Origin of the sequence: Vibrio splendidus (genome assembly GCF_024347615.1) — a bacterium.
GTDB lineage: Bacteria > Pseudomonadota > Gammaproteobacteria > Enterobacterales > Vibrionaceae > Vibrio > Vibrio splendidus.
This window is the reverse complement of sequence record NZ_AP025509.1, coordinates 95,311-109,664: the sequence shown is the minus strand read 5'-3', so window position 1 is coordinate 109,664 and position 14,354 is coordinate 95,311. Positions and strand designations below refer to the sequence as shown.

The following is a 14,354-nucleotide window of genomic DNA, read 5'->3' as shown; positions in this document are numbered from 1 at the left end:
ATCAAATGAAACCAACATTAGATCTTCGCTGCTTTAAGAACAACGACATTCGCGGCATCATTGGTAGCCAAATCAATGAGCCGTTTACCTATCTGCTTGGAAAGGCGTTTGGTGAATATCTCCTGTTAGGAAATGCCAAGACCCTAAGTGCATGGCCTCCAGTCGTTATTGGTCGAGATAACCGTGAAACGTCTTTGTCACTGCAAGAAGCCATTACTGCAGGCTTAATCGAATCCGGGATAAGCGTCATTGATCTTGGGATGACTGGCACTGAAGAAGTCTACTTTGCGACTCGTCACCTAAAAGCGATTGGCGGAATACAAATCACAGCCAGCCATAACCCAATCAATTACAACGGAATGAAATTGATCGGTGTAGACGCTAGCCCCATCAGTAAAAACAGTGGTTTAGATGAAATCAAACGACGCATTGAAGAACTTAATCAAGAGCTGAACTGCAATTTACCGTTCGTTCATGCACAACCAAGTAACTCTAGTAGATCAACCAGTGTTCTCGCCCCTTATGTAGGCCATCTACTCTCCTATATATCACCTTCTAAGCTTTCGCCAATGAAGATTGTAGTTAACTCAGGAAACGGGGTCGCAGGACATGTCATTGATGCTTTAGAGAAGAAATTTAACGAACTCAGTGCCCCTATCACCTTCATCAAGGTTCACCATACTCCTGACGAAAACTTCCCTAATGGTATTCCCAATCCATTGATTATAGAAAACCAAATAGCGACTCGAGATGCTGTGCTAGAACATTCGGCCGATCTAGGGATTGCGTGGGATGGTGATTTTGACCGCTGCTTTTTCTTTGATGAAAAAGGCAATTATATTGAGGGTTACTATATTGTCGGGTTGCTCGCTGAAGCATTTTTGTTAAAAGAGCCTAACGCCACCGTGTTGCACGATATGCGTATGACATGGAACACGATTGAAGTCGCCAATAAGCTTGGTGGGAAGGCTGTTGCAGTCAAAGCTGGGCATGCGCTCATCAAAGAGAAGATGCGAGAATTAAACGCTGTGTACGGTGGTGAAATGAGTGCGCACCATTATTTCCGTGATTTTGGGTATTGCGATTCAGGAATGATTCCTTGGCTGCTTGTTATCGAACTGATGTCGAAAACTCAACAATCTCTTCACCAATTGACCAATTCGAGTATGGATAGATTTCCCTCTTCAGGAGAGATCAATCGTAGGGTTTCAGACCCAGAACAAGTCATGGCTTATGTGTTGTCGCACTATCAAGTTGATGCCGTTGAGATCGATCACACAGACGGGCTCAGCATGAATATGGGCACATGGCGCTTCAACTTAAGAAAGTCCAATACAGAGCCGTTGATACGCCTCAACGTGGAAACCAAGCAAGATAGAACTTTACTGTCACTTAAAGTCGACGAGTTACTGTCTTTTCTCATTTAAGAGTACAAGGCACTTTCCGCTTACAACTAAGAACCACAAAAAAGCCCTTACTAGCGATTGCTAATAAGGGCTTTGAATTTTCAGTCGTTTAGTGACTGGCTATAATGATTAGATTACTTGTTGCGGCGAGCTTCAACAGCGTCTGCCAACTGGCGAAGTACTGTTTCAGTATCTGCCCAACCAATACATGCATCAGTAACAGATTGGCCGTAAGTTGCAGCTTTACCATCAACAAGATCTTGGCGACCTTCAACAAGGTGAGATTCAATCATCACACCAAAGATAGCTTTGTCGCCACCAGAGATTTGAGCACTAACGTCATCAGATACATTCATTTGACGCTTAAACTGCTTAGAGCTATTTGCGTGGCTGAAATCAATCATTACCTTTTGTGGAAGACCTGACGCAGCTAGTTCTTCTTTGATTTTACCTACATGCTCAGCGCTGTAGTTTGGCTCTTTACCGCCACGTAAAATGATATGACAGTCAGGGTTACCCACTGTTTCAATAATTGCTGAGTGTCCGTACTTAGTTACAGATAAGAAGTGGTGCGAAGCGCTTGCCGAACGAATAGCGTCTGTTGCGATCTTGATGTTGCCATCAGTACCATTCTTAAATCCAACTGGGCAAGATAGGCCAGAAGCCAGTTCACGGTGAACCTGAGATTCTGTCGTACGTGCGCCAATTGCGCCCCAGCTGATTAAGTCAGCAACGTATTGAGGCGTGATCATATCTAGGAATTCACTTGCCGTCGGCATTCCCATATCAGTTAGGTCAAGCAGTAGCTTACGTCCAAGACGAAGACCATCATTTAGCTTGAACGTGTCGTTCATGTACGGGTCATTGATTAGACCTTTCCAACCAACGGTTGTACGTGGCTTTTCAAAGTAAACACGCATTACGATTTCAAGGTTATCGCCAAGTTCGTCGCGCAACACTTTCAAACGCTTGCCGTACTCAAGAGCGGCTTCTGTATCATGAATAGAACATGGGCCAACAATAACAAGCAAGCGGTCGTCGCTTTCTTCTAAAATATTGTGGATCGCTTTGCGGCTTTCAAAGGTTGTAGAAGAAGCAACTTCTGTCGCTGGAAACTTTTCTAAAACAGCAACAGGTGGTAATAACTCTTTTACTTTGTTAATTCTTACATCATCAGTCTGGAACATTGCTTACTTCTTCCTTTTTTCTATCCTTGAGCTGAATGTACGTTGTCTCACGTAACTTTCTTTCAGCACTAATCTTCTTGTTCCTTGTAACTTAACTAGTAAAAACCCTAGTTTCAATCACTAATTGAAAATAAACGCAATTTTTTTTGTGTTTTATATTAGAAACACCCTGTATAGCATTATTTACACGCTATCGATTGCGTAATTTCAAGGAAGACAAGAGAGCAGCTATTCTTCAAGCTTCAGCATACATGTAGCATTGTGTAGCACTTGAAAACAAAAAAAGCTCACGTGATTAACGCAAGCTCTCTATTCAACTACATTCTTTTCAATGGTTTGACAACGCTATCAAGCCCTTCAATTTTCAGAGCAAGGCACAGTTTTAATAAGTCACCTAGCTCACCAGAGGGGAACCCTTTTTTGTCGAACCACAGCAAATATTCTTCAGGCAAGTCAATCAACGTACGACCAGCGTATTTACCAAATGGCATTTGCATTCTAGCAAGTTTAATCAGGTTCTCTTTCTCTAGCATTACAGGCTCTTTCTAAGCATCATCAATATTCTGTAGAGTATCACCTAAACGTTCAACCCAATAGTTGATCGCATCTTTGGCATCATCTAGCGAATCAATCATAGTTGAAAAGTCTTTGTTGCCTGCTTCTCGGTCGATCACAACAGAGTCATAGTCGTCTAACTTGGATTTCAATCGCTGCGCATCACGTAGCCCAATCCTTGCCCAAACTAAGTCAACACCTCCGTCAGGGCCTGGCTGAAAATCTTTATAACTGGTGAATTTAGTTGCGGTTTTAATTGAGCCGCCTGCACAACCAAACAAGAAGATGCTGGTTGCAACAAACAAAAAGCTTTTAGAGGTTTCATTACGCACTTAGTTAAAATTAAGGAATTTAATTGAGTAAGTCATACCTTATATGAAAAGTTTGTAGAAAAGGGGAGTTAAAACTCAGAGCTAGCTTTAAAATTAATCATGCTGAACGGTGTGTGCATACTCTACGATTACCTGATTTCCTTCGATATAAGCATTTTGGATCTCACCATCAACGCTCATTCTACTTTTCAGGTAGACCACTTTTGGCCCTGACTCATTACCTTCTTTAAGTGAAGGAAACACATTCCTAGGCTCTAAATGAAGTAAACGACAAAAGTGACTAACGAAAGACATAGTTAATGGCGTCTCGCCTCTTAGCACTCTAGAGAAATCAAGCTGGTTCATTCCAAGCTTTTTTGAAAACTCCATCTGCGTAATACGCATTCTCGATTTTTGTGACATCCACGTTTGATATAACGCGTCTCTATCTAGTTCTGTGAATTCCATACCGACTCCTTTATATAATTCATACCAATCAATTGTCCGGCTTTTCATACATAGCATGTCAGGGTTTGGTTAGTGGAAACCAAAGGTTTGGTTTTGATATGCGCGCAATTGTCGTGTAGAACAAAACATCACAATCGAAAAACATTCACAAAAGCGATTAGAGTAAATACTTTCTTCATTTATATCAATAATTTATACATTATCGAACCAAACATATAGCAAGTTAATTTGTATTAAGAATTAAAAGTTCGAGATTGGCATTCCACATTTCAATCTATTGATTCGCATTTATAAAACTGGTTGGCTACATTTCGCTTGCTCAAACGCACTTCTGGCAAACTATTTGAAAGAATAGGACGCAAAGCCACCGGTCTGTCGACAATTATTCTGTCTATGATAGCGGGGCCGCCACTTAATAGGATTTAAGTGTCAATGCATGCTGGAGTGTTCTCTTTTTTGTCGGCCAAATACAGTAAGGACAAATAATGAAACAACTCCCAAAAAAATCGCTCATCGCACTATCGCTACTTAGCGTAAGTGGAGCAAGCTTCGGTCACGGTTATGTTTCGGCATACAATAATGGCGTTGCTGAGAGTCGTGTCGCCCTATGTAAGTTCCCAGCGAGTGATACACAACAAAAAAACACCAACTGCGGTGGTATCCAATATGAGCCACAGAGTGTGGAAGGCCCTGAAGGCTTCCCTGAAGTCGGCCCTGCAGATGGAAAAATCGCCAGCGCGCAATCATCTTTAGCGGCAGCGCTGGACGAGCAGACAGCCGATCGCTGGGTTAAACGCCCGATCAAGTCTGGTTCTCAATACTTCGAGTGGACGTTCACTGCTAATCACAAGACTCACGACTGGAAATACTACATTACTCAACCAGACTGGAACCCAAACCAGCCTTTGGCACGCAGTTCTTTTGACTTAACGCCATTCTGTGTTGTTGAAGGAAATGGAGAACAACCACCGATGCAAGTCAGCCACTTGTGTAATGTGCCAGAACGCGAAGGTTATCAAGTGATCCTTGCGGTATGGGATGTGGGTGATACTGCAATGGCTTTCTACAACGTTATCGATGTGAAGTTTGATGGCGACGGCCCTATCATCCCGGATTGGGATCAAGGCGGTCAAATCAACCCAACACAAGACCTGAATGTTGGTGATGCTGTTTATACTCGCGTATTCGACCAATCCGGTGAAAACGCCTCATACAGCACTGAGCTTGTGATTGAAAGTACTGAGCAAGGCAAAGCCAATAACTGGTCTTACGCTCTTTCTTCTAAAATCAATCAAGAGCAGACGCAAATCAAAGCAGGTCAATTAAACGACCAAGGTGATTTCGCCCCCGTTTACGGCACTAACCCTGTTTATCTAAAAGCGGGCTCTGGCTTTAACAGTGTAGAAATCGGCTACAAGATTGATACTCCAGAACCGGAGCATGAGCTAGAAGTAACAGGTCTAGAGTCAGAGTACATTATCGATGAGAGCCAACCTACTCAGCTTGACCTTACGCTAGCAGCAACAGGCGATATTCAAGCTGAATTGACTGTGTACAACCATCATCGTGAAGCACTTGCATCTCAGAAGTCTGAGTTAACAGACGGACAAGCTGAAGGTGTTCAGCTGACTCTGTCTAAGTCTGAAGCTGGCCACCACATGCTTGTGGTTGTGACGAAAGATGACCAAGGTAACTTAGTGGATCAGAACACGCTTGATTTCCACCTAATGGACGAGCAAACACCGCCACCAGCAGGCGACTACGACTTCGTGTTCCCAGAAAGCATTGAGTCTTACACAGCAGGAACAAAGGTTCTGAGCAGCGATGGTGGCGTTTATCAGTGTAAAGAGTTCCCATACTCTGGCTACTGTGTTCAATGGGCTCCAACAGCAACTCAGTACGAACCAGGTGTCGGTTCACACTGGCAAGATGCATGGAACAAAGTGGACTAATTGTTAGCGAGTTACTTACTTTCAAGTATGTGAGCTTGTGTAATTAGCCAAACAAAAACGGATGCCCAGAGCATCCGTTTTCTTATTCAGCAACAGCAGAAATGCGGTTATCAAAGTAGATAGTGGTCTGCCAACAGAGCCACAAACAAGATCATGAGATGATAGATGGAGAACTTAAAGGTCTTCATCGCCATATTAGGTTCATCACGATATTTCAGAACCCACGCGTGATAGACAAACCCACCGTTGAGCACCAAAGACGCGCTCAGATATATCCAACTGCTCATGCCAACTAATACTGGTAACACACACACGATGCTTAACAACAATGTATACAGCAAAATTGAAGTCTTGGTGTATTCGATTCCGTGGGTCACGGGCAACATGGGAATATTCACTTTGGCATACTCATCACGACGATGAATTGCCAACGCCCAGAAGTGCGGAGGTGTCCAAATAAAGATGATCATCACCAACAACCAAGCATTTGAATGAAGCTCGTTGGTGACTGCCGTCCAGCCCAGTAGAGGTGGCATTGCGCCTGCGATCCCTGCGATCACAATGTTTTGTGGCGTCGCTCGTTTTAAGTACATGGTATAAATCACTGCGTAACCCAACAAGCTTGCAAAGGTTAACCAAGCGGTGAGTTGATTGACCCACACCATTAACGTGGCAAACCCAAGTAAGCCGATACCCGCGGCAAAGCTGAACACACGCACACTACTCAGTTCACCGGATGGTAAAGGACGTCGATTTGTTCGAGTCATCTGACCGTCGATCTTTTTATCGATCAAATGGTTAAATGCAGCCGCTGAACCTGCCATTAACCCTATCCCAATCATCCCGAACACAGTTTGTTGCAAAGGCAATCCATTCGGCACGGCCAAGCACATCCCAACCAATGCCGTCAGCAACATCAAAGCCACCACTTTAGGCTTGGTCAACGTTAAATAAACTTTCCAAGTGGCTTTGTTTTTTATAGCAATTTCGTGACTTAAAGCTATGTCATTGTTGGCTGCTATCTTATGAGCTAAGGCTGCGTCTTGAGCCACCACTTCATACTGTGTTGACGTTCTACTGACCATGATTACCTCCTTGTAATACATTGTTTTTCACCAAGCTCTGACTTGGTTTGCGTTGCCACACGACAAAATTGGTTACAACCATGCTGATGAGCAACATCGCTGCGACTAGGTTATGCAAAACCGCAACTGAAATTGGCAGATGAAACCATACATTACTGATCCCAAGGCTGATTTGAGTAAACAAGACTATTGCGACAATCACGCTCAGCTTTTGGTGAGGCGCTTGGCCAAATTTCCATAGCTTGTACACGATCATCAGCACCGTTAACGTCGCCACAATAGCCCCGAACCTGTGCATGACATGGATGGTAAGTCTTGCGGGATATTCCAACACACCAAACTCATAGTTATCGTGTCCATGTTGAGCAAAGTCGAACGCATTCTTGAAATCTAAATAGCTTGTCCAGTTCCCTTCGCAGATAGGTAATTGGGTACACACCAGAGCGGCATAATTAGACGATGTCCAGCCACCAAGCAGTATCTGCCCGACTACAATGAGTAATCCGAATAGTGCCGAGACTTTAAGTGGTGAAGAATAGGTAGCCTCACCAAAACGGCTTTGGAAATGAGACAAACGACAGTAGAGCAGACACAACAGTGACAGCAACGTGAAGCCCCCCATCAAATGCGCCATAACCACAACGGGCATCAACTTGAGAGTCACCGTCCACATTCCAAGCAAAGCCTGAAATATCACGGTTGCAGAGATAAGTAACGGAAGACCAGCAGTTGTTATATTCTTTTTAATACACCAAGCAACAACGACAAAGATAAGCAGCCCTAATGTTCCTGCAAAGTAGCGATGGATCATCTCAATCCAAGCTTTGTCTGCTTCGAGAGCTCGTTCTGGAAATTGTAGATTGGCTTGATTAACGGCTTGGGTATTCGAGGGAACGGTGATCTTTCCATAGCACCCAGGCCAATCAGGACAACCAAGGCCAGCATCAGACAAGCGTGTATAAGCGCCGAGCACAATCACGGTAAGGGTTAACAAGATAGTTAATCTCATCATGTGCATGAGTAAATCAGGGGCTTTATTCTGCATCGTTTATCTCCCTATACTTATTCCCTTTTCGCTAACAACACTCAGCATTAACGCAATATGCTAAAGCTCATTAACTCAAGCTCATTAACTCAAGCTCATCAACTCAAGCTCATCAACTCAAGCTTATCAACTTAAGCTGATTAACTACCCAACTCGTGACAGCTTAAGCAGCTTTCTTAGATCATGAATCATGCCTTTAGATTGGCTGACTAGCTGCGAAGGATCAGAAACGCTTTTGTATTCCATAACCAATTGTCCGAGTGGGTCAATAATGACAATGGAAGCCGGCGAAAACTCGGTACTTAATTGATCACCACCAGCTAACAAAGATAAATCAGGCTTGTTGAGCGAACCCGACAACGAGTTACCTTCTGAGACGAAAACAACGGCGGTCACTCGCTCTTTGTTTTTCCCTAACGCTAAGTAGCTTTGATTCAAATAATGGAGTTGTTGTTCACACAAGCTTTCGCACTCCATCGGTGCGATATAACCCACAACCCAACCCTCTCCTGCCATGGGTACCGTTACGCCGAAATCCGCTAGTGTAATTCTTGGTTCGACCAATTCGCCTGAGTTAGTGACACCTGATGTATACCAATTCTGATCCAACACTGTTTTGGCGATAATCGCAGGCAAAGCGAAAATTAAAACGAGTCCGATTAATACCAAACGTCCCTTAGTACGACGGCTTCTAAGCTCAGCCATGTTTGCCTCGGTACTTTCCCTGTTCACTTGTGCTTGAGACTTATCCATCGTTGTTCTCCGTGATAGGTGTCGCTTTTAGGTACCGATAGCCAATTAACAACATCAAAAACAAAAGTACCGCTGCCATTACAAACCATTGAAATGAGTAACCGAAGTGCTTCTCAGATTTCATTGCCGTCGGTCGCCATAACAACTCATAAGGCCACGATTCTAAGCTTTGCGGTTGGAAGACAAAGGGTAAAACGGCTTGTCCTGTGTACTCTGATAACGCTGTTATGTTGATGTTTTGAATTCTTTTAGGCATTGTGTTTTCTAAACCCAGCTCATGACTTAGAGGATTCACTGAACGAGTGTACAAACGCCCTGACATATTGGTTGGTAGTGTGATGTTTCCTAGTTGTGGAAGCTCTCTTCTGTCATTACTTGCCGCAACGAACCCCAGATCGATCAATAACTGCTTTTCGGCCACTAAAGACTCGTTTTCATCTTTAAAGCGAACCTCACCCAACATGTAAATCACATACCCCACAGCTCCTTGGTTAACCTGATTGTCTAACAAGACCACTAAACCACTTGGTGTTTCCAATTCCACATCAACCTTCAAACCATTTAAAAACTGCTGTTCAGATGCACCTTGCGCTTGTATACGCGAGTCCTTCCATTCAGAGATAACCGTGTCCAATGACCTAGGCGATTGCTGCGCTCTTTCTGATAGCTGTTGTTCATAACGCAATTTCTCGTTACCACGCTCTAACTGCCACAAACCCAACTTGATTAAAATGCCGACTGAAACCACAGTTAAAACAACCGCTATCCAAAAACCTTTACTGCGGAACTTGTGTTCATCATCAATCAATCGGTTTGGAGTTATCACTATGGCGTCATCTACCTTTGTGTTGTTGTTTAAAATTGTGTTGGTCGCTTTGCTGTTCTTCATCGCTTTCAATTTGATGAAAGGTCTAATCCAAATCGCCTCGGGCAAACACAATGGAAAAAGGCTCAGTCACTTCTTGGGGCGTCGTGTCATGTGGTCAGCCGTTGCCGTGCTACTTTTATTACTTGCTTTGGGATCAGGAGTGATAACTCCCAACCCTCGCCCCTATTAATCCCCTATAGGCTCAACCGTTAAAGCACATAAACAAACACAAACAGCCCTAACCAAACCACATCAACAAAGTGCCAATACCAACTGCCCGCTTGGAACGCAAAGTGGTCTTTCGGAGTGAAGTGGTCTTTCGCAACTCTTGCCAGTAACACAATCAAAAAAATCGTTCCCAAACAGACATGCAAACCATGGAATCCGGTCAATAAGAAGAAGGTATTGCCATAGATACCGGATTGAAGTGTCAGCCCCATCTCTTGATAAGCATGAAGGTACTCTTCAACTTGGAAGAACAGGAAGAAGCCAGCCAGAACGATGGTTATCTCTAGCCACACGATCAAAGCCATACGCTTATTTTGTTCAAGACTAATATGTGCCATGTGCAGCGCCACAGAGGAAAGCAGCAGGATAATAGTGTTCTTAAGCGGGATACCTTGCCAAGACATCGCTTCTGTCGTCACGCCATCAGGTGTCGTCGTTAACGGCCACATTGATTGAAACATCGGCCACAACACTTCATGGGTCATTTCATTGTTGCCCGCACCGCCAATCCAAGGGACAGAAATCATTCGAGCATAGAAAAGCGCGCCAAAGAAAGCGCCGAAGAACATGATCTCAGAGAAGATGAACCAACTCATGCCTTGCCTAAAGGAGCGGGATATTTGCTCAGAATAAACGCCACTTAATGATTCCGTGATCACATTACTAAACCATCCTGCGAGCATGTAAAGCAACACACAAAATCCGACTAACAGAACTGCTTTTCCAAACACGCCGCCAGCAGCGTCGGTGCCCATATTTTGCACCGTCAAGCCAGCGCCAACCGCGACCAAAAACAGTGCTACGGCACCCACCAATGGCCAGTGGCTTTGGTGTGGAACGAAATAAACTTCCTTTTTAGAACTCATCGCTCAACTCCTTATGTTGATACTGGTTCTGTAATTTCTTAATTACTTGCGAGTGTGCTCGCTTTTGGTGAACCCGATTGTAGTGTGTTCAATGTTGATGTGCTCACTTCAGGCTTACTTGCCTCTCCACTCACCTGACTCGTAATGTTAAACAGCGTATAAGAGAGTGTAAGCGTATGTATCGATTCTGGAATATCTAGCTCAATGTAAAATATCAAACCCATTTCTGCGCTCTTGTGCCCGTCCAATGGCTGCTGATTAAAGCAAAAGCATTCCATCTTATTGAAGTAAGTTGCTCCCATACCTGGAGAAACTGATGGTACGGCTTGGCCAACCAATGAGGCTCCAGAGAGGTTTTTGGCAATGTAGTTAGTTTGAACCACCTCACCAGGATGAACCTCTAACACTCGAACCTCAGGCGCAAACTGCCATGGCATATCTGGCTTGATGTGGGACATGAATTCAACTCGAACCGTACGAGAGTAGTCAGGCTGCATTCCCTGAGGTTGAACTGCGGAAACGGTATTGGTTTTACCATTGATCCCTAAAGCCTCACACATCACATCGTAGAGCGGCACCAAAGCGAAACCGAAGCCAAACATCGCAACTACACTCAACACCAAGTAGCCCGTCAGCTTTTTAGTCGATCGCTTATTAGACAGGCGCTTTGGTTGCTTTTTATCTTGATTGGGATCGCTTTGCTTATCACTCATAGCTCATCCCTCTAATCCACTTTAGGTGGATGAGTAAAGGTGTGGTGAGGCGCAGGGCTTGGTACTGTCCACTCAAGTCCTTCAGCTCTGTCCCAAGGCTTGCTTGGTGCAGGCTCTCCGCCTCTTACGCACTTAATCGCTAGCCATAAGAAAATCAGCTGAGACAACCCAAAGGCAAAACCACCAATCGACACCACTTGGTTAACGTCGGCGAACTGAATCGCGTAATCAGGAATACGACGCGGCATGCCCGCTAGTCCTAAAAAGTGCATCGGGAAGAACAGTACATTGACTGAAATTACCGACGTCCAGAAATGCCACAGACTGAGCTTGTGGTCGTACATATGCCCAGTCCATTTCGGCAGCCAGTAATAGGCGGCGGCCATAATTGAGAACACAGCACCTGTCACCAGAACATAGTGGAAATGAGCCACAACAAAGTAGGTATCGTGGTATTGGAAATCAGCTGGCACGATAGCGAGCATCAATCCGGATAACCCACCAATCGTAAACAGAACTATAAAGGCAATCGCAAACAGCATTGGAGTTTCAAAAGTCAAAGCCCCTCGCCACATGGTCGCGACCCAGTTGAAGACTTTCACACCGGTCGGCACAGCGATCAACATGGTGCAATACATGAAGAACAATTCGGCAAATACTGGCATACCCGTGGTGAACATGTGGTGCGCCCAAACCAAGAATGACAACAGTGCGATACTACAGGTCGCGTACACCATCGAGTGGTAACCAAACAGACGCTTACCACTGAATGCAGGAATGATCGCCGAGACAATACCAAAAGACGGCAAGATCATGATGTACACTTCGGGGTGCCCAAAGAACCAGAATATGTGCTGGAACATCACCGGGTCCCCACCACCTGCGGCATCAAAGAAGCTCGTCCCAAAGTATTTGTCGGTCAGCACCATGGTCACCGCACCCGCGAGCACGGGCATCACGGCTATCAGTAAGAAAGCGGTAATTAACCATGTCCATACGAACATCGGTAGCTTGAACCAAGTCATACCCGGTGCGCGCATGTTCACTATGGTTACGATGACGTTAATCGCCCCCATGATCGAACTGATCCCCATAATATGAACTGAGAATACGAATAGCGCGGTACTGTCTGGACCATAAGTTGTCGAGAGTGGCGCGTAGAAGGTCCAACCAAAACTTGGGCCGCCTCCCTCAGTAAACAAAGATCCGATCAAGATTAGAAACGCAAAAGGCAAGATCCAGAAACTGAGGTTGTTCATTCTCGGCAACGCCATATCTGGAGCTCCGATCATCATCGGGATCATCCAGTTAGCCAAGCCCGTAAATGCTGGCATCACGGCACCGAATACCATGATTAAACCATGGACTGTAGTCATCTGATTGAAGAAATCTGGCTCAACAAGTTGTAACCCGGGTTGGAATAGCTCAGCACGGATCACCATTGCCATGGCACCACCCGTTAAGAACATCGCAAAACTGAACCACAGATAAAGTGTACCGATGTCTTTATGATTGGTTGAGTAAAGCCAACGCGCCCAGCCTTTAGGTGCCGCATGTGAATCGTGATCGTCAACAGGCAAATCATCATTGCCCAGCGTACCTTCCGCAGAATGGATCAGAACTTGGTCTTCTGCAGGAGCCGATTTCACCGGCTTATTGATTGGTGAACTCATAACTGCTCCTTAGCATCATTTTGTGCTTCATCCGTTGAGCCTTGCGTTTCATCCGTTGAACCTTGTTCGTCAGGTGCTTGAGCTCCGCCTTCTTGCTTGGCCTTATAAGCGTTCACATCTGAAGCCTGAACAATATCGCCGGTGTCATTACCCCAAGCATTTCGTTGATAAGTCACTACCGCTGCGATCTCTTTCTCGGTTAACTGATTATCGAATGCTTGCATCGCCGTTCCGCCACGACCATAAACAATGGTGTCGATATGAACATCGACATCACCAAGGGCAATAGGACTTCCTTTGATGGCAGGGAATGCTCCGGGAATGCCTTCACCGTTTGCTTGGTGACAAACCGCACATCGAGTTTTGTAAACCTCTTCACCGATGGTATTCAACTCTTCCAAAGAAAGTGACGCATCTAATGCATCTTTCGCGGCTTGTTGTTCGGCTATCGCCAACTCTTTTTGTTCTGCTAGCCATGCGTCAAAATCGTCTTCTTCCATGGCATGCACCACTATCGGCATGAAACCATGAGCGCGGCCACACAACTCTGCACACTGCCCTCGGTAGACACCGGGCTCATCTATCTTTGTCCAAGCCTCATTAATAAAACCCGGAATGGTATCTTTCTTAACGGCGAATGCTGGCACCCACCATGAGTGAATCACATCGTCGGAAGTCATCAAGAAACGGACTTTACGGTCAACAGGCAGTACAAGCGGCTTATCAACTTCTAGCAGGTAATGCGCGCCTTTCACTTCAATTCCTTCAATCTCTTTATCACTGGTCGCTAGAAGGCTGAAAAATTCGACGTCTTCACCAAAATAGCTGTAATGCCATTTCCATTGTGAACCAGTGATTTTAACGGTCAGATCTGATTGGGAGGTGTCTTCCATCGCTATCAAAGTTTTGGTGGCGGGTATCGCCATAGCGATGAGGATAATAATAGGGATGATGGTCCAAAGAATTTCGACTTTCGTGCTTTCGTGAAAATGGGCAGCAACTGCGCCCTTCGATTTCCTGTGCCTCAAAATCGAATAGAACATCACTCCAAAAACAACAAAGGCAATCGCACAGCAGATGTAGAAGATCAGCATATGAAGTTCGTATACCTTACCGCTGATCTCAGTGACACCTTGAGTCATATTGTATTCAGTGCTGGCATGCACCAAAGGCGATACCAAAACCATAACAAAACTTTTCAAAAGCCACCCTAGCCTAACCAGTAATCTTTTCAAAAGATCTCT

The 14,354-nt window shown here is 44.9% G+C and carries 15 protein-coding genes and 1 riboswitch; of the genes, 3 read left to right on the top strand and 12 right to left on the bottom strand.

What is annotated here, in order from left to right; all coding sequences use genetic code 11:
- The first annotated feature begins 5 nt into the window (after nt 1–5).
- Nucleotides 6–1,427 carry a phosphohexomutase domain-containing protein gene (locus OCU90_RS17935; protein ID WP_061023257.1) on the top strand — a complete coding sequence of 474 codons (1,422 nt, stop codon included), beginning with the start codon at nt 6–8 and terminating at the stop codon, nt 1,425–1,427.
- Nucleotides 1,428–1,540: 113 nt separating this feature from the next.
- Here the strand turns inward: OCU90_RS17935 and aroG are convergent, their stop codons facing one another.
- The 4 genes from aroG to OCU90_RS17915 all read right to left on the bottom strand — a co-directional run bounded on the left by aroG (nt 1,541) and on the right by OCU90_RS17915 (nt 3,927).
- Complete coding sequence (gene aroG, locus OCU90_RS17930; protein ID WP_004730106.1) at nt 1,541–2,593, bottom strand: 3-deoxy-7-phosphoheptulonate synthase AroG; 1,053 nt, start codon at nt 2,591–2,593, stop codon at nt 1,541–1,543.
- Nucleotides 2,594–2,910: 317 nt separating this feature from the next.
- On the bottom strand, nt 2,911–3,126 hold the full coding sequence (locus OCU90_RS17925; RefSeq protein WP_004730103.1) for a DUF3820 family protein: 216 nt from the start codon (nt 3,124–3,126) through the stop codon (nt 2,911–2,913).
- Between the two features lie 12 nt (nt 3,127–3,138).
- Nucleotides 3,139–3,480, bottom strand: coding sequence for a hypothetical protein (locus tag OCU90_RS17920; protein WP_061023255.1), 342 nt, complete (start codon nt 3,478–3,480; stop codon nt 3,139–3,141).
- A 93-nt stretch (nt 3,481–3,573) separates the two neighbouring features.
- Entirely contained in the window at nt 3,574–3,927 is a 354-nt protein-coding gene (locus OCU90_RS17915; RefSeq protein WP_017066796.1) for a hypothetical protein, read from the bottom strand.
- 323 nt (nt 3,928–4,250) lie between these two features.
- Nucleotides 4,251–4,340: riboswitch (cyclic di-GMP riboswitch) on the top strand.
- Between the two features lie 72 nt (nt 4,341–4,412).
- Here OCU90_RS17915 and gbpA point away from each other — a divergent pair.
- Entirely contained in the window at nt 4,413–5,879 is a 1,467-nt protein-coding gene (gene gbpA / locus OCU90_RS17910) for an N-acetylglucosamine-binding protein GbpA (RefSeq protein WP_017085432.1), read from the top strand.
- 110 nt (nt 5,880–5,989) lie between these two features.
- Here gbpA and cyoE read toward each other — a convergent pair whose 3' ends face one another.
- From cyoE to OCU90_RS17890, 4 genes are all read right to left on the bottom strand, one after another.
- Nucleotides 5,990–6,964, bottom strand: coding sequence for a heme o synthase (gene cyoE, locus OCU90_RS17905; RefSeq protein WP_061023253.1), 975 nt, complete (start codon nt 6,962–6,964; stop codon nt 5,990–5,992).
- A complete protein-coding gene (locus OCU90_RS17900; protein WP_017094669.1) occupies nt 6,954–8,009 on the bottom strand; it encodes a COX15/CtaA family protein in 1,056 nt (351 codons plus the stop codon). The genes cyoE and OCU90_RS17900 overlap by 11 nt, the downstream gene beginning before the upstream one ends.
- Nucleotides 8,010–8,153: 144 nt before the next feature.
- Nucleotides 8,154–8,762, bottom strand: coding sequence for a hypothetical protein (locus tag OCU90_RS17895; RefSeq protein ID WP_061023251.1), 609 nt, complete (start codon nt 8,760–8,762; stop codon nt 8,154–8,156).
- The gene (locus OCU90_RS17890; RefSeq protein WP_240513398.1) at nt 8,755–9,651 is read right to left on the bottom strand and encodes an SURF1 family protein; all 897 of its coding nucleotides are present in this window, start codon (nt 9,649–9,651) and stop codon (nt 8,755–8,757) included. The genes OCU90_RS17895 and OCU90_RS17890 overlap by 8 nt, the downstream gene beginning before the upstream one ends.
- On the opposite strand from OCU90_RS17890, the gene OCU90_RS17885 reads away from it, so the two are divergent.
- The gene (locus OCU90_RS17885; protein ID WP_081089978.1) at nt 9,590–9,820 is read left to right on the top strand and encodes a DUF2909 family protein; all 231 of its coding nucleotides are present in this window, start codon (nt 9,590–9,592) and stop codon (nt 9,818–9,820) included. The genes OCU90_RS17890 and OCU90_RS17885 overlap by 62 nt on opposite strands.
- Nucleotides 9,821–9,839: 19 nt before the next feature.
- Here OCU90_RS17885 and OCU90_RS17880 read toward each other — a convergent pair whose 3' ends face one another.
- The 4 genes from OCU90_RS17880 to coxB are packed head-to-tail and all read right to left on the bottom strand — an operon-like array spanning nt 9,840 to nt 14,345.
- Entirely contained in the window at nt 9,840–10,724 is an 885-nt protein-coding gene (locus OCU90_RS17880) for a cytochrome c oxidase subunit 3 (protein WP_061023250.1), read from the bottom strand.
- Between the two features lie 38 nt (nt 10,725–10,762).
- Nucleotides 10,763–11,437: a cytochrome c oxidase assembly protein gene (locus OCU90_RS17875; protein WP_061023248.1), complete on the bottom strand. Its 675-nt coding sequence runs from the start codon at nt 11,435–11,437 to the stop codon at nt 10,763–10,765.
- Nucleotides 11,438–11,448: 11 nt separating this feature from the next.
- On the bottom strand, nt 11,449–13,110 hold the full coding sequence (gene ctaD / locus OCU90_RS17870) for a cytochrome c oxidase subunit I (RefSeq protein ID WP_061023247.1): 1,662 nt from the start codon (nt 13,108–13,110) through the stop codon (nt 11,449–11,451).
- On the bottom strand, nt 13,107–14,345 hold the full coding sequence (coxB, locus tag OCU90_RS17865) for a cytochrome c oxidase subunit II (protein ID WP_061023245.1): 1,239 nt from the start codon (nt 14,343–14,345) through the stop codon (nt 13,107–13,109). The genes ctaD and coxB overlap by 4 nt, the downstream gene beginning before the upstream one ends.
- Nucleotides 14,346–14,354: the final 9 nt, after the last annotated feature.